The 24,071-nt window shown below is 44.6% G+C and carries 20 protein-coding genes; 9 read left to right on the top strand and 11 right to left on the bottom strand.

Going from position 1 to position 24,071, the window contains the following annotated elements; all coding sequences use genetic code 11:
* The first annotated feature begins 15 nt into the window (after positions 1–15).
* Positions 16–1,413, top strand: a complete 1,398-nt coding sequence (gene yegQ, locus ACQEXU_RS05285) for a tRNA 5-hydroxyuridine modification protein YegQ (protein WP_427009960.1) — start codon at positions 16–18, stop codon at positions 1,411–1,413.
* 2 nt (positions 1,414–1,415) lie between these two features.
* Complete coding sequence (locus ACQEXU_RS05280) at positions 1,416–1,670, top strand: YfhL family 4Fe-4S dicluster ferredoxin (protein WP_367987150.1); 255 nt, start codon at positions 1,416–1,418, stop codon at positions 1,668–1,670.
* 48 nt (positions 1,671–1,718) lie between these two features.
* Here the strand turns inward: ACQEXU_RS05280 and mepA are convergent, their stop codons facing one another.
* From mepA to queA, 7 genes are all read right to left on the bottom strand, one after another.
* Positions 1,719–2,561, bottom strand: coding sequence for a penicillin-insensitive murein endopeptidase (mepA, locus tag ACQEXU_RS05275; protein ID WP_427009959.1), 843 nt, complete (start codon positions 2,559–2,561; stop codon positions 1,719–1,721).
* Positions 2,562–2,597: 36 nt separating this feature from the next.
* A complete protein-coding gene (locus tag ACQEXU_RS05270) occupies positions 2,598–2,930 on the bottom strand; it encodes a DUF1904 domain-containing protein (protein WP_367987152.1) in 333 nt (110 codons plus the stop codon).
* Between the two features lie 131 nt (positions 2,931–3,061).
* A complete protein-coding gene (secF, locus tag ACQEXU_RS05265) occupies positions 3,062–4,009 on the bottom strand; it encodes a protein translocase subunit SecF (protein ID WP_367987153.1) in 948 nt (315 codons plus the stop codon).
* Between the two features lie 14 nt (positions 4,010–4,023).
* Positions 4,024–5,880 carry a protein translocase subunit SecD gene (gene secD, locus ACQEXU_RS05260; RefSeq protein WP_367987154.1) on the bottom strand — a complete coding sequence of 619 codons (1,857 nt, stop codon included), beginning with the start codon at positions 5,878–5,880 and terminating at the stop codon, positions 4,024–4,026.
* A gap of 21 nt (positions 5,881–5,901) precedes the next feature.
* Complete coding sequence (gene yajC, locus ACQEXU_RS05255; RefSeq protein ID WP_367987155.1) at positions 5,902–6,231, bottom strand: preprotein translocase subunit YajC; 330 nt, start codon at positions 6,229–6,231, stop codon at positions 5,902–5,904.
* A 165-nt stretch (positions 6,232–6,396) separates the two neighbouring features.
* The gene (gene tgt / locus ACQEXU_RS05250) at positions 6,397–7,527 is read right to left on the bottom strand and encodes a tRNA guanosine(34) transglycosylase Tgt (protein WP_427009958.1); all 1,131 of its coding nucleotides are present in this window, start codon (positions 7,525–7,527) and stop codon (positions 6,397–6,399) included.
* Between the two features lie 306 nt (positions 7,528–7,833).
* On the bottom strand, positions 7,834–8,886 hold the full coding sequence (gene queA / locus ACQEXU_RS05245; protein ID WP_427009957.1) for a tRNA preQ1(34) S-adenosylmethionine ribosyltransferase-isomerase QueA: 1,053 nt from the start codon (positions 8,884–8,886) through the stop codon (positions 7,834–7,836).
* Between the two features lie 270 nt (positions 8,887–9,156).
* Between queA and ACQEXU_RS05240 the strand changes: the two genes are divergently transcribed.
* On the top strand, positions 9,157–11,094 hold the full coding sequence (locus tag ACQEXU_RS05240; protein ID WP_427009956.1) for a methyl-accepting chemotaxis protein: 1,938 nt from the start codon (positions 9,157–9,159) through the stop codon (positions 11,092–11,094).
* 148 nt (positions 11,095–11,242) lie between these two features.
* Entirely contained in the window at positions 11,243–11,683 is a 441-nt protein-coding gene (locus ACQEXU_RS05235; protein ID WP_427009955.1) for a CBS domain-containing protein, read from the top strand.
* A 57-nt stretch (positions 11,684–11,740) separates the two neighbouring features.
* Here ACQEXU_RS05235 and ACQEXU_RS05230 read toward each other — a convergent pair whose 3' ends face one another.
* Complete coding sequence (locus tag ACQEXU_RS05230; RefSeq protein ID WP_427009954.1) at positions 11,741–12,736, bottom strand: LacI family DNA-binding transcriptional regulator; 996 nt, start codon at positions 12,734–12,736, stop codon at positions 11,741–11,743.
* Between the two features lie 198 nt (positions 12,737–12,934).
* Between ACQEXU_RS05230 and ACQEXU_RS05225 the strand changes: the two genes are divergently transcribed.
* The 3 genes from ACQEXU_RS05225 (at position 12,935) to ACQEXU_RS05215 (ending at position 16,789) form a co-directional block, all read left to right on the top strand.
* Positions 12,935–14,383 (top strand): glycoside hydrolase family 32 protein, encoded by a 1,449-nt coding sequence (locus tag ACQEXU_RS05225; protein ID WP_427009953.1) that lies wholly within the window; start codon positions 12,935–12,937, stop codon positions 14,381–14,383.
* A 16-nt stretch (positions 14,384–14,399) separates the two neighbouring features.
* Positions 14,400–15,773 (top strand): PTS transporter subunit EIIC, encoded by a 1,374-nt coding sequence (locus tag ACQEXU_RS05220; protein WP_427009952.1) that lies wholly within the window; start codon positions 14,400–14,402, stop codon positions 15,771–15,773.
* A 92-nt stretch (positions 15,774–15,865) separates the two neighbouring features.
* Complete coding sequence (locus ACQEXU_RS05215) at positions 15,866–16,789, top strand: aminoimidazole riboside kinase (protein WP_427009951.1); 924 nt, start codon at positions 15,866–15,868, stop codon at positions 16,787–16,789.
* Positions 16,790–16,962: 173 nt separating this feature from the next.
* Here the strand turns inward: ACQEXU_RS05215 and aceA are convergent, their stop codons facing one another.
* From aceA to ACQEXU_RS05200, 3 genes are all read right to left on the bottom strand, one after another.
* The gene (gene aceA, locus ACQEXU_RS05210) at positions 16,963–18,273 is read right to left on the bottom strand and encodes an isocitrate lyase (protein WP_367987160.1); all 1,311 of its coding nucleotides are present in this window, start codon (positions 18,271–18,273) and stop codon (positions 16,963–16,965) included.
* 119 nt (positions 18,274–18,392) lie between these two features.
* Entirely contained in the window at positions 18,393–20,030 is a 1,638-nt protein-coding gene (gene aceB / locus ACQEXU_RS05205) for a malate synthase A (RefSeq protein ID WP_427009950.1), read from the bottom strand.
* A gap of 603 nt (positions 20,031–20,633) precedes the next feature.
* Positions 20,634–21,539: a hydrogen peroxide-inducible genes activator gene (locus ACQEXU_RS05200; protein WP_367987162.1), complete on the bottom strand. Its 906-nt coding sequence runs from the start codon at positions 21,537–21,539 to the stop codon at positions 20,634–20,636.
* A gap of 199 nt (positions 21,540–21,738) precedes the next feature.
* Between ACQEXU_RS05200 and ACQEXU_RS05195 the strand changes: the two genes are divergently transcribed.
* Together ACQEXU_RS05195 and dapD are read left to right on the top strand one after the other, a co-directional pair.
* Complete coding sequence (locus ACQEXU_RS05195) at positions 21,739–22,347, top strand: peroxiredoxin C (protein ID WP_005424820.1); 609 nt, start codon at positions 21,739–21,741, stop codon at positions 22,345–22,347.
* A 323-nt stretch (positions 22,348–22,670) separates the two neighbouring features.
* Positions 22,671–23,702 carry a 2,3,4,5-tetrahydropyridine-2,6-dicarboxylate N-succinyltransferase gene (dapD, locus tag ACQEXU_RS05190; RefSeq protein ID WP_427009949.1) on the top strand — a complete coding sequence of 344 codons (1,032 nt, stop codon included), beginning with the start codon at positions 22,671–22,673 and terminating at the stop codon, positions 23,700–23,702.
* The last annotated feature ends 369 nt before the right edge of the window (positions 23,703–24,071 follow it).

Here is a 24,071-nt window from a genome sequence, read left to right as displayed (position 1 = left end):
TAAAGAGAATTACACATGACTGAGAAAGCATTCGTACCTGAGCTACTGTCACCTGCAGGTAGCCTTAAAAATATGCGTTACGCATTTGCCTACGGCGCAGACGCGGTATACGCAGGCCAACCTCGTTACAGCCTTCGCGTACGTAACAACGAGTTCAACCACGAGAACCTAAAAATTGGTATCGATGAAGCACATGCCCAAGGCAAAAAGCTTTACGTGGTTTGTAACATCCAACCACACAACTCAAAGCTAAAAACCTTCATCCGCGACTTGAAACCAGTGGTAGAAATGGGCCCAGACGCATTGATCATGTCTGACCCAGGTCTAATTATGATGGTTCGTGAAGCCTTCCCTGAGATGCCGATTCACCTGTCAGTTCAAGCGAACGCAGTAAACTGGGCAACCGTAAAATTCTGGGCGGCTAACGGCGTTGAACGTGTGATTGTTTCTCGTGAGCTTTCTCTAGAAGAGATCGAAGAAATTCGTGAGCATTGCCCTGAAACAGAGCTTGAAGTTTTTGTTCACGGCGCACTGTGCATGGCTTACTCAGGCCGCTGCCTACTTTCTGGCTATATCAACAAACGTGACCCAAACCAAGGCACATGCACTAACGCTTGTCGTTGGGAATACAAAGTTGAAGAAGGCAAAGAAAACGACACTGGCGACATCGTAGAGAAATTCGACCCAGCACAAGCGCAAGCGGTTGAAGTTCAAGATGAGCGACCAGAAACGACTATCGGTCGTGGCAAACCAACCGATGAAGTGGTTCTGCTGTCTGAAGCGCACCGCCCAGAAGAAAAAATGGCGGCATTTGAAGATGAACACGGCACTTACATCATGAACTCAAAAGACCTGCGTGCTATCCAACACGTTGAGCGTCTGACTAAGATGGGTGTTCACTCACTGAAGATCGAAGGTCGTACTAAATCGTTCTACTACTGTGCCCGTACTGCACAAGTTTACCGTAAAGCGATTGATGACGCCGTTGCTGGTAAACCATTTGATGAGAGCTTAATGGGCACGCTAGAAAGCCTAGCACACCGTGGTTACACCGAAGGCTTCCTGCGTCGTCACACACACGATGCTTACCAAAACTACGACTACGGCTACTCCGTGTCTGACGCACAGCAATTTGTTGGTGAGTTCACGGGCAAACGCCGTGGTGACCTTGCTGAAGTTGAAGTGAAAAACAAATTCGTTGTCGGTGATAGCCTTGAGCTTATGACACCAAAAGGCAACGTGATTTTCACGCTAGAGGCGATGGAAAACCGTAAATCAGAACAAGTCGAAGACGCAAAAGGAAACGGCCACTTTGTATTCATCCCTGTTCCACAAGACATGGACTTAGAATACGGCCTGTTAATGCGTAACCTAAACTCAGGTCAGGATACCCGTAACCCAACAGGTAAGTAATCATGGCATTACTGATCACTGACAAATGCATTAACTGCGACATGTGTGACCCAGAATGTCCTAATGGGGCAATCAGCATGGGCGATACGATCTTTGAGATCGATCCTGCGCTGTGTACGGAATGTAAAGGTCATTATGAGAAGCCAACGTGTCAGTCGGTATGTCCGATCACGAAATGCATTATTACGGATCCGAACCACGTCGAAACCGACGAAGAGTTACTCGAAAAGTTCGTAATTATCCAAGGGTTAGCATAACCTTTTGACTGAAAGACAAACGCCGCTCAATGAGCGGCGTTTTTAGTATTAGCGGGAGTGACTTTGATCGAGGAGTGTCTGACACATCGCAGGCATCACTTTTGGCTTTTTCTTTTTCGGTTTAGTCGCTGTACTGGTTGTTTTTAATACAGGTTTCGGTTGTGGCTTCCAACTCGCAAGCTCGGCACCACAACCATCACCTGCGGGCGGCGCGGCTTGTGGTAAGCACTGCGTACTGCCTTGTGGACACTTCAGACGTACATGCATATGGTAATGGTGTCCCCACCATGGTCGCACCTTCCGTAACCAGTCTCTATCACTGCTCTTTTCACTCTGACAAAGCTTTTCTTTGATCACGGGATGAACAAAAATTCTTACTACCTCTTGATCCGAAGCTGCCGCTTTCACTAGCTCAAAATGGCGTTGCTCCCAATTATTCTTGCGTAACTTGTACTGTTCAAGATTCACTAGGCTCATCGCTTTAGGCTCTGCTAACTTCTCTGGTGGTAGTTTTTCGTCAGCAAAACGCAGCCAGATATCCGCATCCAAACCCGTTTGGTGGCTAGTGTGCCCAGAGGAGAACCGCCCTCCCTGTGGCAGTGAGAGATCACCAATCAATAAGTTAGTATGCAAACCCTGTTGTGCAAAGTGGGACAGACGCTCGATAAAAGCGATGGTATTGGGGTGGCCAAAGTAGCGATCGCGTTGGCTACGAAGCACTTGATAACCTTCCCCTTTCAAAGGCAGAGCAGCGGCTCCGACTAAACAGCCATTGGCATAGCTACCAACTGACTCTGAAGGTAACGAAGAGGGCTGTGTTAGCTTTTCCCAAGGGCTTGCAGAAACCCCTAAAGAAAGAAAGGACGCCAGTAGTAATAATTTCCGCTTCATCCTTTCTCCTTACATCATTGGATGGCTTAGGTATTGCTAATAATGTTCACCGTTATCGTAGTAGCCCTTCGCTTCTAACGCAGTGAAAATAACAGCCACATCAACGTCTTCACCGATGATGCCGCGAACTTGCCGAGTAATGGTTTGAGCAACCGCGTCTTGCGTTTCCTGCCCGCGATCAAACCAAAGCACTTCAACAAATGGGTAAGCTGGATTCACTTCCCCTTCAAGATAAAACGTAGTGTAGATGTATTCGAAGGTGAAGTCTTCACGAGGACAATCCATTAATGGTTGAAGCTCATCAATGAGAGATTTCGATAGAGTCTGCACTGTTTGTGGCTCAACAGCGCGAAAACGTAGGTGTGGCATAAGTTGCTTCCTTTTATTGTTTTAACAAATGATAGCAACTTACTTATGCCGAAGGAAACTAGGATGCTAGTGTTGTGAAGGCATAAAAAAACCGCCATAAAAAATGGCGGTTTTTATTAATGAACCTGTCGTTATGGCATTTGATCTAGCTCTTCGCCTTCTTTTTCCACTTGTGGTGGCATTAGGTGCTCTTTGGTGATACCGAGTTTCAATGCCAGTGCAGAAGCCACATAGATTGAAGAGTACGTACCAACCGTAATACCTAGTAGAAGTGCTGTCGCAAAACCATGAATCATAGCACCGCCTTGAGTAAACAAAGCGATCACAACAAACAAAGTGGTACCCGATGTGATCAACGTACGACTCAGAGTTTGTGTGATAGAGCTGTTCATGATGTCAGCAGGCTCACCTTTACGCATCTTGCGGAAGTTTTCACGGATACGGTCAAAAACAACGATGGTATCGTTGAGCGAGTAACCTACAACCGTCAATAACGCCGCCACGATGGTTAGGTCAACTTCAATTTCCATCAAAGAGAACACACCAAGCGTAATGATCACGTCATGCGCCAATGCGAGTACCGCACCCGCCGCTAAACGCCATTCAAAACGCATCGATACATAGAGCAAGATACAGATAAGAGAGACCAAAATTGCAAGGCCACCTGCTTCTGTCAGTTCATCACCCACATTCGGGCCAACGAACTCGATACGGCGCATTTCAACACTTTCACCCGTACCGTCTTTGATGGCAGATAAAATCTGGTTACCCAGCGTTTCACCTGCTACATCATCACGAGGACGCAGGCGCACCATGACGTCACGAGCACTACCGAAGTTCTGAACCGTCGCATCGCCGAAACCTTTCGCATCAAGCGCGCTACGGATATCTTCTAAGTTCGCTGGTTGCTCAAAACCCACTTCAATCAGCGTACCGCCCGTAAAGTCTAAGCCCCAGTTCAACCATTTCGTTGACAGCGTGAAAATCGACGCCCCAATCATTAAGAGAGAGAAGACAAACGCCACCTTCGACCAACGCATAAAGTCGATCGTTTTTTCTGCTTTTAGAATTTGAAACATAATAATTCCCAGCCTTAGATCGACAGTTTGTCAATGCGTTTGCCACCATACACTAAGTTCACGACGCATCGTGTACCGATAATGGCAGTAAACATTGAAGTCAGAATACCGATAGATAATGTAACCGCGAAGCCTTTGATAGCCCCCGTGCCCACAGCAAACAAGATGATTGCCGTGATCAAGGTGGTAATGTTGGCATCGGCAATGGTGCTGAACGCGTTTGCGTAGCCTTGGTGAATCGCTTGTTGTGGATTGCGTCCATCACGTAGCTCTTCACGAATACGCTCAAAGATCAGAACGTTCGCATCCACCGCCATACCGACCGTCAGTACAATACCGGCAATACCCGGTAGCGTCATTGTTGCCCCTGGAATCATCGACATGACACCAATGATCAATACGAGGTTAGCCACCAACGCAAGGTTTGCGATAAAGCCAAACTTACGGTAGTAAAGCAGCGTAAACAACATCACCGCGACCATACCCCAGATACAAGCCTGAATACCCATGTCGATGTTCTGTTGACCCATAGATGGACCAATCGTACGTTCTTCGACAATAGAAATCGGAGCAATCAACGCACCCGCACGTAGTAGTAGTGCTAAGTTATGCGCTTCAGCAGCGGAATCAATACCTGTAATACGGAAGTTACGGCCAAGCGCAGACTGAATCGTTGCTTGGTTGATCACTTCTTCATGCTTAGAAAGAATCACTTTGCCTTCAGGTGTACGGCGACCACTGTCTTTGTACTCAGCAAACACTGTTGCCATCAGCTTACCGATGTTCTTCTTCGAGAAAGCAGACATCTTGTTACCACCTTCGCTATCAAGCGAGATGTTAACTTGTGGACGTCCGTATTCATCGACACTTGAACTTGCATCAGTGATGCTTGCACCGCTTAGGATGACACGTTTTTTCAGCACAACAGGGCGACCATCACGATCTTGCTTGATTTCGCTACCTGCTGGTGCACGACCACTTGCAGCGGCTGCAAGATCAGCTTTTGAGTCCACTTCTCGGAACTCTAGTGTCGCTGTAGCGCCCAAAATTTCTTTTGCACGAGCAGTGTCTTGAACACCCGGCAGCTCAACCACAATGCGGCTTGCTCCTTGGCGTTGAACCAATGGCTCAGCAACACCCAACTCATTCACACGGTTACGAAGAATAGTAATGTTCTGCTCAACGGCGTAGTTGCGAATTTCTTGCAAACGTTGCTCTGTAAAAGTGGCGACAAGTGCAAAACGACCGTTGCTATCAGAGTCAGCAAACAACATATCAGGATGTTTTTGCTCAAGAAGACGTTTAGCTTGTTCTAATTGCTCCGCATCACGAAGAAGCACTTCTACGCCATCTTTACCAGCAGGACGAATAGCACGGTAGCGAATTTTTTCTTCACGAAGTTCACTACGAAAGGCTTCTTCTTGTTGCCCAACTAGCTTTTCCATTGCAGCATCCATATCCACTTCCATTAAGAAGTGAACACCACCACGTAGGTCAAGGCCAAGTTTCATTGGCGCAGCGCCGATAGATTCAAGCCAATCAGGCGTTGAAGCGGCTAAGTTCAAAGCAACAATTTTATCTTTGCCAAGCGCTTCGCTGATAACATCACGCGCACTGATCTGAGTATCAGTATCGTTGAAACGAACAAGAATTGATCCATTCTCAAGAGCAATGGATTTATGGGAAAGGCTCTGTTTATCAAGAGCTTTAGTGACAGCATCCAGCGTTGACATATCTACAGAGGCACCACGCGCCCCTGTAACTTGAATAGCCGGATCTTCACCGTAGAGATTTGGAAGTGCATACAAGGCAGCGACGGCAATGGCCAGCACCACCATCAGGTACTTCCATAAAGGATAACGGTTTAGCACAGCGAGGATCCTCTAGCTGTTTTATAGAGATTTAAGCGTACCTTTTGGTAGCACTGCGGTTACGAAGTCTTTTTTGATTACAACTTCATTGTTTGCATTAAGCTCAATAGAGATGTAGTCATTGTCTTCTGAAATTTTAGTGATTCGACCAACCAAGCCACCGCTGGTTAGTACTTCATCACCTTTTGACATTGCTGCCATTAGGTTCTTATGCTCTTTTACACGCTTTGCTTGTGGACGGTAGATCATGAAGTAGAAGATCACCGCGAACATACCTAGCATGATTAGCATTTCAAAACCGCCGCCTTGAGCTGCGCCTTCTGCTGCTGCGTGAGCTTTAGAAATAAACATTAAAACATCCTCTATTATTTTTTTAGATAATCCAACAAATTGGGCTTTCGTACTTTCGTTTCAAGTCCAAGAACAAGTAATAGAGATCACTCTCTCAAAATTTCGGTACGTTCGCTTACTTTATTAGCAAAAGCCTTTGGCATCTCGCCAAAGGCTTTAAATACGTTATTTAGCTAGTGGTGGAACTTCACGATCGCGACGCGCGTAAAATTCTTCCACAAACTGGTCGAAGCGATCTTCATCAATCGCGCTACGAATACTTTCCATCAAACGCTGGTAATAGCGTAAGTTATGGATGGTGTTTAGACGAGCACCCAAAATTTCGTTACAGCGATCTAAGTGATGTAGGTACGACTTCGAGTAATTCTGACAAGTGTAACAGTCACAATGCGGATCTAACGGTGTTGTATCCGTTTTATGTTTCGCATTACGGATCTTGATCACACCACCAGTTACAAACAGGTGACCATTACGCGCATTACGTGTTGGCATAACACAGTCAAACATATCGATACCACGGCGAACACCTTCCACTAAGTCTTCAGGTTTACCCACACCCATCAGGTAGCGTGGTTTGTCTTCCGGAAGTTGAGGACATGTGTGTTCAAGAATACGGTGCATGTCTTCTTTTGGCTCACCAACAGCAAGACCACCAACGGCATAGCCATCAAAACCGATTTCAGTCAGCCCTTTAACGGATACATCACGTAGATCTTCATAAACACCACCTTGAACAATACCAAACAGGTTGTTCGGGTTTTCAAGTTTATCGAAGTGATCACGTGAACGTTGTGCCCAACGTAGTGACATTTCCATCGATTTCTTTGCTTCATCGTGTGTCGCTGGGTATGGCGTACACTCGTCGAAGATCATTACGATATCTGAACCAAGGTCTTTTTGAATTTCCATCGACTTTTCTGCGTCCATGAAAATCTTGTCACCATTCACAGGGTTACGGAAATGTACCCCTTCTTCCGTGATTTTACGGATATCGCCTAAGCTGAATACCTGAAAACCACCTGAATCTGTAAGAATAGGACCTTGCCAGTTCATAAAATCGTGCAGGTCACCATGCATTTTCATCACTTCTTGCCCAGGGCGTAGCCACAGGTGGAAAGTGTTACCTAGAAGAATTTCAGCACCCGTGCCTTTTACTTCTTCTGGCGTCATGCCTTTTACTGTGCCGTAAGTACCAACAGGCATAAATGCTGGTGTTTGCACAGTGCCACGCTCAAAGGTCAGTTGACCACGGCGAGCGTTGCCGTTTTTCTTCTTAAGATCGAATGATAATTTCACGAAGCCTCCAAGTATCAGAGAAACAGTCTGACATTAAGTTCAGAGCAAGATAGTAATTACCTTAACCCTCTCAACCCTAAATAGTTGGAGTTGCAGCTAGGCGACAAGTAGATTCAGCCCTAAGAGCATAGAAGCTCTATGTGATTAGGGTGAATTTACGCAGTCAACAACGCTGCTGCGCCAAATATAACGGGTATAGTAAGGAGCGGTCGCCTTCCATGCGAGAGACAAAGTAACCTTTTACCTTGCTTCCTAGCCTACTGCTAGCACTCGTAAATATTTGTAATTTAGAACTAACCAGCAGAGCTAGTTTGTTTTTTTGCTTATAAACATAGAGTCGCCATAACTAAAGAAACGGTAGCTATTCTCGACGGCGTGTTTGTATGCATTCATTGTATTTTCATAACCTGCAAAAGCACTCACTAACATGATAAGTGTCGATTCTGGCAGGTGGAAGTTAGTGATCAAGCAATCCACTAACTGATATTCGTAGCCCGGATAAATGAAGATTTCTGTATCACCAAAGAATGGCACCAATTCGCTCCCCTTCTTCAGCGCATCTTGCGCTGCGCTTTCTAATGAACGAACGGATGTGGTACCAACCGCAACAATACGGCCACCACGAGATTTGGTTGCATTAATCGCATCAACCACATCTTGCGGTACTTCCACATACTCGGCATGCATGTGGTGCTCATTGATATTGTCCACTTTCACAGGTTGGAAAGTACCAGCACCAACGTGCAAAGTGACATACGCAAACTGAGCGCCTTTCTCTTTTATTTGGGCAAGCAATGCTTCATCGAAATGCAAACCAGCCGTAGGCGCTGCTACTGCACCCGGCTTTTGGTTGTAGACTGTTTGGTAACGCTCTTTATCTGAGTCTTCATCTGGGCGGTCGATGTACGGAGGAAGTGGCATGTGGCCAATTTCTTCCAAAATGTCCAACACCTTTTTGTCAGCATCAAACTTGAGCTCAAACAGTGCGTCATGACGAGCAACCATTTCAGCTTGATATTCATCATTTTCACCAAGGAAAATCGTCGACCCTGGCTTTGGTGATTTAGAGCAACGAACGTGGGCTAAAATGCTTTGTTCATCAAGCATACGCTCGACCAAAACTTCTAGCTTACCGCCAGAGGCTTTGCGACCAAACATGCGAGCAGGAATAACGCGTGTATTGTTAAATACCACTAAGTCACCCGGTTGGATCTGTGCCAATACATCCGTAAAAGTCCCATCAACCAAGGTGCCACTATTACCATCCAGTTGTAAAAGACGGCTTGCTGTGCGCTCAGGTTGTGGATAACGGGCAATCAGCTCATCAGGTAATTCAAAATTAAAATCAGATACTTGCATGTCAGGTACTACTCAGATATTGCTCTTCAACCAACCATTTATGTGGTTGAGAATGGGCCAGTATTTTAATCCAGCCGCTTAGTATAGGCGGGCCACGCGCAATAGCAAGGTGCAGTATTAAATTGAAACAAAACATTTCGTTTATAAAAACTGCAAAGCTTCTCACTGATAAAAACAACATTATTAATAAGGTTAATAAATCCTTAACACGGGATTAATAACAACAATAAATATTTCATTAACTTTATAGACAGTAATAAAGAGGTAAGAATGCTGTTAAGACATCAACTGGGGTTTGGATTTGGTGTAGTCGTGACGTTACTACTCATCATTTCCACATTGTCGTTTTTTCGATTTGATGAAGCCTATAAGGGATTTCAAAACTATCGCTACTTAGCGCAAGCCAGCGTATACACAGGACGAATACAAGCGAACATTCTTGAAGCACGTATCGCCGCCCTCAAATACATTCACGAACAAGATGAGACATACAAAGCCACGGTAGAAAAGCGCCTGCAAGCAAGTTTGTTGTTGTTGGATACCACGATTCAACGTACATCGGAGCCTGAGCTAAACACTGAATTCAATAGTATTAAGCTACTGGTCTCTGACTATGGTCTGCTATTTAACCAAGAAGCGGCGCAGCTGGCGCAAAAAGAGCGGATTATTAATGGTAAATTGGGACAAGCAGGAACCGAGGTAAGACAAAGCCTCAATACCCTAATAGAACAAGCTAAGAACAACAATCAACTCGACACAGCGCTTCGTCTCACCGAGATACTGGAGTTACTTCGAGTGGGCTGGAATAGCAGTGTCACTTACTTTACTACTGGTACGACACAAGACGCAGCCAAAGTATTGGAAGTCATCGACAAAATTCGCTTTAACTGGAAAAACTTAGAGCTCATTGCTTATTCTGCCGAAGAAAAGTCATTATTCGAGGACTTTAACCGTGGTATCGATAACTACGAAAAAGAGTTCTTAGCCATCGAAACGATCGACCAAAGCCTAACGCAACTACGAACACGACTAAATGAAATTGGTTCATCCGCTGCGCAGCAAATAGAAAACGTAAAACTGCTCACCAAAGAGCAGCAAGACACCGTAGGCCCTGAGCTTATTTCGACCACAGAAAGCTCTAAAACCATTCTGCTATTTATCTCCATTCTTGCAACCTTGTTAGCCGTGTTTTTAGGTATTTACATATACAGAAGCATATTACGCACGGTTGGCGGTGAGCCAAATGAAATCGAAAAAATCGTTCATGCCGTTTCTGAAGGCGATTTATCCAGTCAAATTAAGACCACTGGGAATGAGAGCGGGATTTACGCCAATATTTTGTTGATGCGTGATGAGCTAAGTAAGTTGCTAACCGGCTTACACGGGATCTCTGATCGTGTATCGTCTGCGGCAACAGAGCTCAACATGACCATGTCTGATACGGAAAGCAATGCTCAGCAAGAGCTCAGTCAAGTTGAACAAATCGCGACAGCAATAACTGAATTGGCAAGTACAGCGAGCAATGTCAGCGAAAACGCGGCACACGCAGAGAGAGCGGCAAGCGAAGCCACGAACTATGTCAACAATGGTCAACAAGCCTTGAACCGTTCTGATGCACTATCCAATAAGATGAGCCACTCAATCGAAGACACCAATGTCATCGTCGATCAGTTGGTGGATTACTCGCATGAAATCGGCGAGGTTATCAATGTGATCAACAGTATCTCTGAGCAAACAAATCTACTGGCATTGAATGCCGCGATCGAAGCTGCCCGCGCTGGTGATCAGGGTCGAGGGTTTGCAGTGGTTGCTGATGAGGTTCGCTCTTTAGCCGCTAAGACTCAACAATCTACTGTTGATATTCAAGAGATCATCTCTCGTTTACAAAACCAAGCGGATGTTGCCAGCCAACACATGCAATCTAATCTGGTACTGATTAATGAATCACAAACCATTAACTCTGATCTACAAGCTTCATTTGCTGAGGTTTCGAAATCAGTCACTGAGATTTCTGATGTAAACACCCAAGTTGCCACTGCATCAGAAGAGCAATCTAGTGTAACTCAGGACATCTCTCGAAACGTTTCGAGCACGTTCGACATCGTCAATGAGAATGCCTCTGGAGTGAAGCGAAGTAAAACCACCAGCGAAGAACTTTCTACTCTGGCATCTGAGCAAAAAGTACTATTAAGTTTCTTTAGGATCTAGTCCATTGATACCTCTGAAGTCATTGATATTTCAGAGGTATCACTTCTATCCATAACGAATATTTTATCGAAAGAGGACGCTGCTCTCAGAACTGTATACGATTTCTTCCTATATTAAATAGTATAAGGCCAACGACAGGAGGCAGCCCATGTTCAAAGTTGAAGATATGATGACGCGCAACCCGCACACCCTGTTGCGTTCTCACTCACTGGCCGATGCCAAAAGCACAATGCATGCCCTTGATATTCGACATATTCCGGTTGTTGATGCGGACAGAAAGTTGCTTGGCATCGTTTCGCAGCGCGATATTCTTGCCGCTCAAGAATCTAGCTTACAAAAACTTCCCGACACTGATACTTATACACTCAGTACTCCACTGCATGAAGTGATGCACACAGGGCTGGTGACCGTTTCACCGAAAGCAGGGTTGAAACAAAGCGCCCTCTATATGCAAAAACATAAAGTAGGCTGTCTTCCTGTGGTTGATAATGGTGAATTAGTTGGGATCATCACTGACAGTGACTTTGTTGCGATTGCGATTAACTTACTTGAACTGCAAGAAGAAGTAGAGCCAGAAGAAATGGAATAGGTACAATAGTCTCAGTTTATTTGCGCTAAGAAGGTTCACTTCTTAGCGTTAGTGAGGTTATTTACTACGTAAAATTTCTGGCTGACGAGAAATCACACTAAGTGGTGTGTGTTGCCTTACTGTGAGTGTTGGCTCTAATAATACTAATCGCTGCTTTAACTCCTGTTGCAGGATAGCTTCAATCATCATATCAAACCCAAGTAGGGCAATTTTTCCTATCGGTTGCTTAATACTTGAAAAGCCTAATGACTGGGCAATATAGGTATCATCAAAACCTATTATATCAACCTCTTGCTCAAGCTGTTTCTCCCTTAAAGCATGGTGCAAATGGCCAGCGGCTAGATCATCTGAACAAAATACAGCTTCAATTGGGCTATCACTATGAATGATTTTATTGTCGATGAATTGGTACAAAGTGTCTGAGTTATATGGTGCCAGTACACTAGATTTGGGTAAGTCAACGCCCAATTTCTGGAGTTGGTTTCGATAACCACATAAACGATCAGACTGCGTATCACTGGCTCCGATGTAACCCAGCCTTCGATAACCTTGCTGGACAAAATGTTTTGCTGCTAGCTCGCCACCATGCTGATGATGAGTACCAATACTAATGGTGCCGGGTGCAGTTGCTGTCAGCAATACCACAGGAAAAGGCAACGCTTTCAATGGCGCTAAATACCCCTCTTTTAGCGAGCGAGGGATAAGAAATACCCCATCTACTTTATGATTAATACACTCAGACAAAAAGGTCTTTTCTAGCTGAAGATTATTGCGGCTATTAAACAACAGTAAACTGCGGCCATGCTTGTATGCTTCTTGTTCCAATACATCGACAAGCTGAGAAAAAAACGGGTTGGACATATTGCGCACAATAACGGCAAACAGCTTGGTTGGTTTCTTGCGCTTCTGCGGAGGCTTTTGATAATTCAGCGCTGTCATAGCTAGCTCTACTGCTTGCTTAGCTTCAACTGAAACTCGCTCGCTGCCATTAAGCACTCTAGACACAGTGGCAATAGAGACCCCTGCCTTTTTGGCGACATCACGAATCGTCATTGCACTCCCATCCAGCTTTTCTATCAATCAACGTCATATATTAACCTTCGCCATGTAACAAGACTTTGTGTTACATCACAACCTGTTCTCTATTTGTTCAAAACACCGTCAAATTGAGTGAATAAAAGTGCGGCGCTATTTTCACCCTATATCAAGCTCTCTATGATTTCTTCAACCCAAGGTTATTAGGTAAGTAACGTGCAACAACAAAAATATAAAACCATCAACACAGCAACGGAATTAGATAATAAAAAGTTTGAGGAAATAAAATCAAACACTTTATTTCGTCCACTATTTCATATTACCCCACCACATGGGTTATTAAATGATCCGAATGGTTTTTGTTATTTTAATAACCAATATCACTTATTTTACCAATGGTTTCCATTTGATACTTATCATGGAATGAAACATTGGATGCATTTAACCTCTGATGATTTATTAAATTGGTCTGAACATGGTTCAAAAATAACCCCGTTAGAAAGTTATGAATCCCATGGTGCTTATTCAGGTGGTGCCGTGGTTGAAAATGATCGCAGTTACCTATTCTACACCGGCAATGTTAAACGCGGTGATGAACGCGATGCCAACCAATGTTTAGCAATCTTAGATAAAAACAATCAAGTGATTAAACACGCTCTCAACCCGGTGATTGAATCAGTACCACAAGGCTACACCGGCCATGTACGCGATCCAAAAATCGTTAAACGTGGTAATCACTACTTTATGTTACTGGGCGCTCAGCAAGAAATCGATTTAAGCGGTGAGATCATCGTGTACCAATCGCCTGACTTACTCGACTGGGAGTTCAAAGGGACGCTAGATATTCAAGTCAGCGGCGACTTTCTTGACGCCTACATGTATGAGTGTCCTGACCTGCTAGAAGTCGATGGTCATGACGTGCTGATCTTTTCCCCTCAAGGCGTGACTGCTGATGGCACGCGCTTCCACAATAAATTCAACGTCATTTACTGCTTGGGCCAAGTGGATTTCGAGCAGCTGACGTTCACTGTTCGTCATTGGGATGAACTCGACCGTGGCTTTGATTTCTACGCGCCACAAACCATGGCTAATGCACCAGAGAAACAAACACTGATTGCATGGGCAGGAACAGATGACCACTTGCCGAGCGAACAGCAGGGCTGGATTAACTGCTTGACGCTGGCTAGAGAACTGGCCGTTGAAAATAATCGATTAATTCAGCGCCCAAGTATTATTAATTCAGATTCATTAATAAAACACAATGGATATCAATCAAAATATCAAGGAGTTGAACTAGAAAGCTTATCTTTTTCTCTAGAAGTTAATCACTTATCAAAAGAGAAAAATATAACTATTTCTTTGAACACACAAAGTGGTAAAGAGTTAACGCTGACTGTCAATAATAACACCATTACTTTAGATAGAGCGTTATATGACCATCATACCCAAGATTGGGAATTTGGAAATAAACGTCAACACCAAACAGATTACGACATTAACAATATTCACTTCATTTGCGATCAAAGCATTATTGAAATTTATATTAATGATGGTCGAGATGTATTTACCTGTCTTTTCTTCCCTGAGCAAGAAAACCACCAGCTAACTATATCGACTGAAAAAGGTGCTGACCTCGATACCCACCTAACCTACCTTACAATATAATAAAGTGGTGAACAGAATGAACTATGACGCTACCGTAACCGAGATACTGGATAGTATCGGGGGCCTAGACAACATCCGCAACGCTGAGCATTGTGCTACGCGCTTGCGCCTCATCCTTAAAGACAATGACAAGGTAAACACTGACAAAGCAAAAGAGATTAACCAAATCAGCGGGTACTTTTATCAGTCAGGCCAACACCAGTTCATTATTGGTACTGGCAAGGTTTCTCATGTCTACGACTCGCTCAAGCGCGCCTTGGGTGGCGAGTTTGACACCAACGATTTCAAACAAGATGCGTTTGCCGATATGACCGCAAGCCAAAAAGTCGTTCGTACGCTTGCTGATATTTTGATTCCGCTGATCCCAGCACTGGTCACCACCGGCTTATTGATGGGTTTACGTGGCATGATGCTGCACTCTGGCGTCGATTTCTCACCAGAGACGCTGGCGCTGTTTAGCATGCTGACCGATACCGCCTTTGCCTTCTTACCCGTTTTAATCGCTTATTCTGCGGCAAAGAAATTTGGTGGCAATGCCATTATCGCCATTGTTGTGGGCTTGATGATGGTTGCTCCGCAATTACCTAATGCTTGGGTGGTCGCCAATGGTGGCGCAGAGCCGATGATGGTCAATCTGCTGGGTATCAACTTCCCACTGGTCGGTTACCAAGGCACGGTGCTACCTGCGATATTTGCTGGTTGGTTTGTCTCTTACTTAGAGCGCAACCTGCGCCGCTTTATTCCAGCCAGTATGGACTTAGTCTTTACGCCATTCTTGACCATCACGATTGCCGTGTTCGTCATCCTGTTCGGCTTTGGCCCAATCCTACAAACCATTGAACACGGCTGTACCTCATTGGTGCGTATGGCACTAGACCTACCGCTTGGCCTAGGTTACATCCTTTATGGTGCCGTACAGCAGATGATCGTGATCACTGGTCTGCACCACGCACTAGGCGTAATTGAAATTGGTCTACTAAATGAAACAGGCGTGAACCCACTTCAGCCTCTAGGTACGGCTTCAATGGCTGGTCAATTTGGCGCTGCTATCGCGGTGGCGACGCTACTAAAAGATAAGATCAAGAAAGGTAATGCTTACAGCGCGTCAATGTCGACACTGTTTGGTATCACTGAACCGTTATTGTTTGGCGTCAACCTTCAATACAGTAAAGTGTTCATGTTCGGTATGGTCGGTGGCGCTGTAGGTGGTTTGGTTACTTACGTACTAAACATCAGTGCGACCGGTATGGGAATTACCTTCATTCCAGGTATCTTACTTTACTCGCAGTCATTAACGGCAGTTCTCGGTTATCTAACGGTTATTTCGAGTGCATTTGCGACCGCTTTTGTCCTGACTCGTATCTACAACCCAGTAAAAAATAGTCAATAACAATAAATTCATTGGTGTACCGCCCCCTAGGTACACCAATGACCCAGCCCATCTTGCTATGCTCCGATGGGCGCCTTTGTAAGGAACAAATCATGAACAAAGTTTGGCTCACCGGTGACGCTGTTGTAGACCTGATTCCAGATGGCGACAATACCTACCTAAAATGTCCGGGCGGCGCTCCAGCAAATGTTGCAGTTGGGATTGCAAGACTCTCTGGCCAATGTGGATTTTTCGGCCGAGTCGGAGATGACCCTCTAGGGCGTTTTATGGCTGAAGTACTTAATCAAGAAAGTGTTGATGTAAACAGCCTTAAGCTCGACCCTGAGCAACGAACTTCAACCGTGATTGTTGACCTAGACGATCAAGGCGAACGCTCCTTCACCTTTATGGTTAAGCCTAGCGCTGACCAGTTTACTCAGCTCACGGATATCCCCTCGTTTGCAGCAAACCAATGGCTTCACTGCTGTTCGATTGCCCTTGCCAACGAACCGAGCCGTTCAACGACCTTAGCAGCAATGAAAGCGATGAAAGAGGCAAATGGCTTTGTCAGCTTTGATCCCAACCTACGTGATGAAGTATGGCAGCAGCCGCAAGAAATTCGTCCCGTTGTGATGAGTGCGATAAAACTGGCCGAGGTGGTTAAGTTTTCAGAAGAAGAGCTGCTCTATTTAACTGAAACTTGCTCTCTTGATGAGGGATTAACAGAGCTATCTCGCTACTCGATTCCGCTGGTGCTCATCACCCTGGGAGAAAATGGTGCATTGGCGATCGTTAACGGTCAGCAACACCACGTCGATTCAATATCCGTCAACGTTGTCGATACGACAGGAGCTGGGGACGCATTTGTCAGTGGCTTACTTGCCTACCTCTCACAGCATGATGATTGGCAGCAAGAAGCTAAAGTGATTGAAGCCGTTCGTTGGGGCAATATCTGCGGCGCATTAGCAACCACGAAAAAAGGCGCGATAAGTGCATTACCCGATCAAACAACATTACTTGATTGTTTAACTTTGTAATTTTTTCCTTATAGGCTGTTACTCTAACATTGAGTGCCAGCCTCTCCCATCAGCACTTAATTTGATGCTAATGCCTCGTTGCCCAGCTTTAATTTTCATATGAATAAAAAAGAGCGGCCTAAGCCGCTCAAATGCATCAAAGTTTATGCCTAAACAGAAATTCACAGCATGGATTAAAATTGATCCTCTTCCGTAGAGCCCGTCAGTGCCGTGACCGATGATTTTCCACCCTGGATCGTATTGGTCATTTTATCGAAGTAACCAGTACCCACTTCTTGTTGGTGCGCGACAAAAGTGTAACCTTTTTCAGCCGCTTGGAACTCAGGGCGTTGAACTTTCTCAACGTAGTGGCGCATCCCCTCGCCTTGCGCATAATCATGAGCCAGCTCAAACATGTTGAACCACATATTGTGGATGCCTGCTAGTGTAATGAACTGGTATTTGTAGCCCATATCAGAAAGTGCTTGCTGGAACTTCGCGATGGTTTCTGCATCCAAGTTTTTCTCCCAGTTGAAAGAAGGTGAACAGTTGTAAGCAAGCAGCTGATCTGGGTATTCCGCATGAATCGCTTCTGCAAACTTGCGCGCCTCCTCCAAGCAAGGGGTTGCAGTTTCGCACCAGATAAGATCTGCATACGGTGCATAAGCAAGACCACGAGCGATAGCTTGATCAATTCCTGCACGCACACGATAGAAGCCTTCTTGCGTACGCTCTCCTTCAATAAAGTCTTTATCGTATGGATCACAATCCGAAGTCAGTAGATCGGCCGCATTCGCATCCGTACGTGCAATCACCAGTGTTGTTGTGCCCGAAACATCCGCCGCTAGACGAGCTGCTACCAATTTTTGTACTGCTTCTTGAGTTGGAACCAGTACTTTACCGCCCATGTGACCACACTTTTTCACTGAGGCTAGCTGATCTTCAAAGTGAACCCCAGCAGCCCCCGCCTCAATCATTGATTTCATCAGTTCATAGGCATTCAATACGCCACCAAAGCCTGCTTCTGCATCGGCAACAATCGGCAGGAAGTAATCAATCCCCCCTTCGTCTTGTGGTGACTTACCATTTGACCATTGAATTTGGTCAGCACGGCGGAACGAATTGTTGATACGTTTTACTACTGAAGGTACCGAATCCACCGGATAGAGCGATTGGTCTGGGTACATGGTCGAAGCCGTATTGTTATCCGCGGCGACTTGCCAACCTGAGAGGTAAATTGCTTCGATGCCCGCTTTGGCTTGTTGAACCGCTTGCCCACCGGTGAGTGCACCCAAACAGTTCACATAGCCTTTTTTGGCACTGCCATTGACCAGTGACCACAATTTATCTGCACCACGTTGTGCGATGGTGTTGGCTGGTACCATTGAGCCACGCAGTTCTACCACTTCTTCAGCAGTATATGGGCGCTTTACATTTTTCCAGCGTGGGTTGGTTGCCCAATCTTTTTCCAGAGCTTCAATTTGTTGGCGGCGAGTTAGTGTCATTGGTCTATCCCTCTTTTTGCTGTGCGCTGAGCGCACTCTTCTTCCTTTTCTTTGACAGTACTTCCTGATCTGTCTTTGAAAGCGATGTTTCACGTTATTGTTGGTTATTAGGTTTTGACTCAATCCAGATAGTCATATCCAGGGATGGTCAAGAAATTGGTCAGTTCATCGCTGGTTGTCAGCCGAGCCATCAAGTCAGCAGCTTCCTCAAAACGCCCTGCTTGATAACGAGCTTCCCCGACTTCAGTTTTTACTACTTCGATCTCTTCAGCGAGATAGCACTCAAATAGTGCTTTCGTAACCACTTGACCGTTGTCCAACGTTTTTCCATGTTGAATCCACTGCCAAATCGAAGCGCGAGAAATTTCTGCGGTAGCTGCATCTTCCATCAAACCATAAATCGGCACGCAACCATTGCCAGAGATCCACGCTTCAATGTACTGAAGTGCAACACGGATGTTGTGGCGCATACCTTGTTCGGTGCGCTCACCATCGCAGGGTTGCAGTAGGTCTGCGGCTGTTACTGGCGCATCATCATCACGACTTACATCCAATTGATTTGTTCGCTCACCTAAGGCTTCGGTAAATACTTCCATAGCAGTATTCGCCAACCCCGGATGGGCAACCCAAGTCCCATCGTGACCATTATTTGCTTCCAGTGATTTATCATTATGGATTTTATCTAACACCACTTGGTTCGCTTGTGGGTCTTTTGCAGGGATAAAGGCGGCCATTCCCCCCATTGCAAATGCCCCTCTTCGATGACAAGTCCGTACCAACAAACGCGAATATGCGTTGAGAAACGGCTTATCCATGGTCACAACTTGGCGATCCGGCAGCACGCGGTCGGTGTGTTTCTTAAGTGTTTTGATGTAACTGAAAATGTAATCCCAGCGGCCACAGTTGAGCCCAACAATATGCTCTTTTAGCGAGAACAGTATTTCATCCATTTCAAATACCGCCGGTAATGTTTCAATCAAAACAGTCGCTTTGATGGTTCCGGTATCTAAACCAAAATAGTCTTCTGTAAAGTGAAACACTTGGCTCCACCATTGCGCCTCTTTGTGAGATTGCAGCTTTGGAATATAAAAATAAGGGCCACTGCCTTTGTTTAACAAGGCTTTGTGGTTGTTGTAGAAGTACAGTGCAAAATCAAATAAAGCCCCCGGAATGATCGCCCCATTAAAAGAGACATGCTTCTCTTTCAAATGCAGGCCACGAACACGGCAGATCAGCACCGCTGGATCTTCTGTTAATTGGTACTGTTTACCATTTCCCGGGTTGGTGTATTCAATGGTACCGTTTACCGCATCTCGTAAATTCACTTGGCCATCGAGTACTTTGCTCCATGCGGGTGACATTGAATCTTCAAAGTCAGCCATGAACACTTTCACATTGGCGTTTAAGGCATTAATCACCATTTTTCGATCCGTCGGTCCAGTGATCTCAACGCGGCGATCTTGCAAATCTTCCGGGATCCCTAAAATTTTCCAACTGCCTTCACGAATGTCTTGTGTTTCCGGTAAAAAATCGGGCAGTTCACCATGATCAATACGAGTTTGTTTTTCTTCGCGAGCAGCAAGCAATGGCTCAACCTTGTCAGCAAAGTTTGCACACAACAGAGATAAAAAGGTTTGGGCTTCGACAGGGAAAATAGCCTGATGTTCTGGCGAAAGGGTACCAGTAACCTCAAGCATGCCTAAGGTCGCTTGGGCTTCTGCGGTTATATGATTCTTCTCTGGTGTTTGGGCAAGCATAATCTTCTTCCTTAAAGCTATCTTGATGCAGTGAGGTACATTTGTAACTATAAAACAACAAACCAAACATCCTAGTGATTTGCATACTTACTGTCTCTTTACTGCCTTTCGTCTATACCTTCACTCACTTAAATTCGCTTTGCAATCTAGACATAAGTCTTACAAAGCCTTTATTTAACTTACACCAACAAACATTAGAGTTAAAACTCAAAAGTTACAAAAAAGTAAAATTCAAAGTTTTATTCCGTTTCTAATAACCGGTTAAATTGAGCCTCCAGCATGTAAGTAATTACGTAATTTAATTACAGTGAAATTGATGATGTAAAATTGTTTTAAACAGGGTTTTGAATGAGAGAAAGTGGACAGAACGTCATCACTGGCAAGGGATTAAGCGTCACGACATTTGAAGCCTTAAACAAACCAAGAAGACAAGTCTGTAAAATTAACATTGTGAAATTTCACAATTTAATGAAAGCTTCATCAAAAAAGAGCTGTAAAATTTTACAAGTTAAAGTTTACACGCAGCATAAAATGCTAAAAAGCACACTAAAACTAGTGTGCTTTTTATCGTATTAGCTGGTTAAGAAGGACTAAGACTATTTTCTACAGCAGTTCAGATACCACTTCCGCTAATTGGCGGAAACAGCTCACCCGTGATGAACTTGGTCGCCAAACTAAGCCAATATCACGATACGCCTTTTGACCTGGTGGCTCGACAATCACCAAGTTTTGGTTATCAAGCAATCCATGATCAATCGCCATTTGAGGAATGAATGTCGTACCAAGTCCATTAGCTACCATTTGAACTAAGGTATGTAGACTGGTGGCGGTAAAAGGATTGATTTTTTCTCTATCTGTCAGTTTACAGGCAGAGACAGCATGTTCTGTTAAACAGTGCTCTTTCTCTAACAAGAATACTGATTCATCGGGCAGATCATCATATTTGATGGGGACACGGATCGCATCTGCCTGATTACGGCTGATCACCATTCGGAAAGGATCTTGCCCTACTACTTGACTGTCCATGCCTTCAATTTCGACCGGCAAAGCTAAGATCAACACATCCAACTCACCATGTCGTAACGCCGCCAATAAGTTGGTGGTGGTGTCTTCTCTTAAAAGCAGATTCAATTGAGGAAATTGTTGGTTCACCTCTTGCACCAAATCGCAAAGCAAAAACGGTGCAATGGTTGGGATACATCCTAATTTGAGCTGACCTTGCATCTCATCACCTTGGCAAATTTGCCCAAGCTCAACAAGATCTTGTCCTTTGGCTAAAAGTTCACGCCCTTGGAGAACCACCATTTCTCCTGCTTGGGTAAAAACAAGTGGGCTTTTTTTGTCTTTTTTCTCATACAAAGGACAACCAATAAGCTCTTCTAGGTTTTGAATTCCTTTACTTAAGGTAGACTGACTAACAAAACATCGCTCAGCAGCTTCACTAAAATGCCGTGTTTCGTGCAAGGTGACCAAATAGTGCAACTGCTTCAAACTGGGCCATTTATTCATAATTATATTAATATCTCGTCATGCATTTTTGATGGCGTTATAAGATCTCGTATTATCGTTTTTTTCGATTAACTCAATCTATTTATTTCGCTTTTTTCAATACTACAATTTGTACTATAGTTTGTCTCGTACAAACACGGACCAAACCAAAACAACAAAGAGTGGTTTGGAACTAACCATACATTTTAGGAGCAAAAAAATGGTACTAGTAGGTCGTCAAGCCCCTGACTTTACTGCAGCAGCTGTTCTAGGTAACGGTGAGATCGTTGAAAACTTCAACTTTGCAGAATTCACTAAAGGTAAGAAAGCGGTTGTTTTCTTCTACCCACTAGATTTCACGTTCGTTTGCCCATCTGAGCTGATCGCTTTCGACAACCGTCTAGCTGATTTCCAAGCTAAAGGCGTTGAAGTAATCGGTGTTTCTATCGATTCTCAGTTCTCTCACAACGCATGGCGTAACACTGCTATCGAAGATGGCGGTATCGGTCAAGTTAAGTACCCACTAGTTGCTGACGTTAAGCACGAAATCTGTAAAGCGTACGATGTAGAGCACCCAGAAGCAGGCGTTGCTTTCCGTGGTTCTTTCCTAATCGACGAAGACGGTCTTGTACGTCACCAAGTAGTAAACGATCTACCACTAGGTCGTAACATCGACGAAATGCTACGCATGGTAGATGCACTAAACTTCCACCAAAAACACGGTGAAGTATGCCCAGCACAATGGGAAGAAGGTAAAGCAGGTATGGACGCATCACCAAAAGGTGTTGCAGCGTTCCTATCTGAGCACGCAGACGACCTAAGCAAGTAATCTGCTTTTACTGCCCGCGCTCAACGGGTAGTTGGTTGGACGATATATAAAGTAAATAAGCGCAAAAAGCGCATACGCCAATCAGTTATAAGTAAAGTCTGAATCAAAGCCCGAAGGAAACTTCGGGCTTTTTATTTTTCAGCAACAGAGCATTTAGAAATATTGCTTAATAGACAAAAGTATCTCTAAAGAGACAAGGCGTATCGATTTACAGACTTTCTGAAACCCAGCTATTTAAACTCGAATGCGCTCTCTTTATGATGAGTAAAAATTAAATCAGGGCACCTAATTGCCCGTTACCGCTTTCAACATGGAGATTGACTATGGCTTACTTTTCTTTGGCCTTTGGTACGGCAACCAAAAACCGCGATGGAAAAATCATTGAAGCATTTTTTCCAAACCCAGTCCTTAACCCAGCAGACGCTCTTGTTGAGGCTGTAGCAAAAGTGGCAGGTTACGAACAAGGTAACCAAGCTATCGAAATCTCTGCAGCACAAAGTGCAGAACTCAGCGCAGCTTTTGAAGCAAATGGCGATGCAGCAAATGCATCATTTGCAGCGAAAGCAGCAGAGTCTTCTCAGCCTCTAGTTCTTGTTGTGCTAGCAACTGACGAAAAGCCAGCGTCTGTTTCTGAAGGCTTCCTAAAACTTCAATTGATCTCTAATCGCCTTGTTCAGCCACACGGCACAGTACTTGATGGTATCTTCGGTCTATTGCACAACATTGCATGGACTAACGAAGGTCCAATCGATCTACCAGAGCTAGCGGATCGCCAAATTGAAGCTCGTCTAGCAGGCCGCGCTTTGTCAGTCGACTGTGTAGACAAATTCCCGAAAATGGTTGATTACGTAGTACCAACTGGCGTTCGCATTGCAGACACATCACGTGTACGTCTAGGCGCACATGTAGGTGAAGGTACTACCGTCATGCACGAAGGTTTCATCAACTTCAACGCGGGTACTACTGGCGTGAGCATGGTTGAAGGTCGTATCTCTGCAGGCGTTGTTGTTGGTAATGGCTCAGACATCGGTGGTGGTGCCTCTATCATGGGTACACTATCTGGCGGCGGTACTGTGGTTGTTTCTATCGGTGAGAACTCACTACTTGGTGCCAATGCAGGTTTAGGCTTCCCTCTAGGTGATCGCTGTACTGTTGAGTCTGGTTTGTATGTTACTGCAGGTTCGAAAGTACGTATGCTTGACTCTTCTGGTCAAGAAGTGGAAATCGTTAAAGCACGTGACCTTGCTGGCGTTTCCGATCTTCTATTCCGTCGCAACTCAGTGACGGGTCAAATCGAATGCCTAGCAAACAAATCTGCAGTTGAGCTAAACAGCGAGCTACACAGCAATAACTAATCACATTCGTGATAAAGTTTTAGTCGATCCTCGGTCATATTGGCCGAGGATTTTTCTTTCGAAAACCATTGTAATTGGTACGACCAGAACAATAATCCTCCCTCATTCTTTTATCATTTTTCACTCTAGCGCGGTATTTTTCTTTACCTCAACCCTTCACATCCCATTAATAATGGTTAACAAATTGTAATTAACACAATAAGTTAGCATTATCTCAATAAGTTTTTACGATTCTACACCCCTTACCAATACAGCCTTCCTTGTTGTACATACCCCTTTTATTCGTTTTTGCGTAAATAATGACATATTTAACAAAAAATCTATTTTCATTTAATAAAAGCATGCTCGAACGCTCATTTTGATTGTTTG

Source organism: Vibrio sp. TRT 21S02 (genome assembly GCF_050113675.1).
In the GTDB taxonomy this organism is placed as follows: Bacteria; Pseudomonadota; Gammaproteobacteria; order Enterobacterales; family Vibrionaceae; genus Vibrio.
Note: the sequence above shows the minus strand (reverse complement) of the source record. Positions and strands in the feature narration are given on the sequence as shown.

Bases quoted from the DNA above. Each gene is read 5' to 3' on its own strand.
- ACQEXU_RS05195 (WP_005424820.1), top strand. From the start codon at position 21,739: ATGGTACTAGTAGGTCGTCAAGCCCCTGACTTTACTGCAGCAGCTGTT.
- secF (WP_367987153.1), bottom strand. From the start codon at position 4,009: ATGTTTCAAATTCTAAAAGCAGAAAAAACGATCGACTTTATGCGTTGG.
- yegQ (WP_427009960.1), top strand. From the start codon at position 16: ATGACTGAGAAAGCATTCGTACCTGAGCTACTGTCACCTGCAGGTAGC.
- queA (WP_427009957.1), bottom strand. From the start codon at position 8,886: ATGCAAGTATCTGATTTTAATTTTGAATTACCTGATGAGCTGATTGCC.
- mepA (WP_427009959.1), bottom strand. From the start codon at position 2,561: ATGAAGCGGAAATTATTACTACTGGCGTCCTTTCTTTCTTTAGGGGTT.
- ACQEXU_RS05235 (WP_427009955.1), top strand. From the start codon at position 11,243: ATGTTCAAAGTTGAAGATATGATGACGCGCAACCCGCACACCCTGTTG.
- ACQEXU_RS05270 (WP_367987152.1), bottom strand. From the start codon at position 2,930: ATGCCACACCTACGTTTTCGCGCTGTTGAGCCACAAACAGTGCAGACT.
- aceA (WP_367987160.1), bottom strand. From the start codon at position 18,273: ATGACACTAACTCGCCGCCAACAAATTGAAGCTCTGGAAAAAGATTGG.
- dapD (WP_427009949.1), top strand. From the start codon at position 22,671: ATGGCTTACTTTTCTTTGGCCTTTGGTACGGCAACCAAAAACCGCGAT.
- ACQEXU_RS05200 (WP_367987162.1), bottom strand. From the start codon at position 21,539: ATGAATAAATGGCCCAGTTTGAAGCAGTTGCACTATTTGGTCACCTTG.
- ACQEXU_RS05220 (WP_427009952.1), top strand. From the start codon at position 14,400: ATGAACTATGACGCTACCGTAACCGAGATACTGGATAGTATCGGGGGC.
- ACQEXU_RS05240 (WP_427009956.1), top strand. From the start codon at position 9,157: ATGCTGTTAAGACATCAACTGGGGTTTGGATTTGGTGTAGTCGTGACG.
- ACQEXU_RS05280 (WP_367987150.1), top strand. From the start codon at position 1,416: ATGGCATTACTGATCACTGACAAATGCATTAACTGCGACATGTGTGAC.
- yajC (WP_367987155.1), bottom strand. From the start codon at position 6,231: ATGTTTATTTCTAAAGCTCACGCAGCAGCAGAAGGCGCAGCTCAAGGC.
- ACQEXU_RS05230 (WP_427009954.1), bottom strand. From the start codon at position 12,736: ATGACGATTCGTGATGTCGCCAAAAAGGCAGGGGTCTCTATTGCCACT.
- aceB (WP_427009950.1), bottom strand. From the start codon at position 20,030: ATGCTTGCCCAAACACCAGAGAAGAATCATATAACCGCAGAAGCCCAA.
- ACQEXU_RS05215 (WP_427009951.1), top strand. From the start codon at position 15,866: ATGAACAAAGTTTGGCTCACCGGTGACGCTGTTGTAGACCTGATTCCA.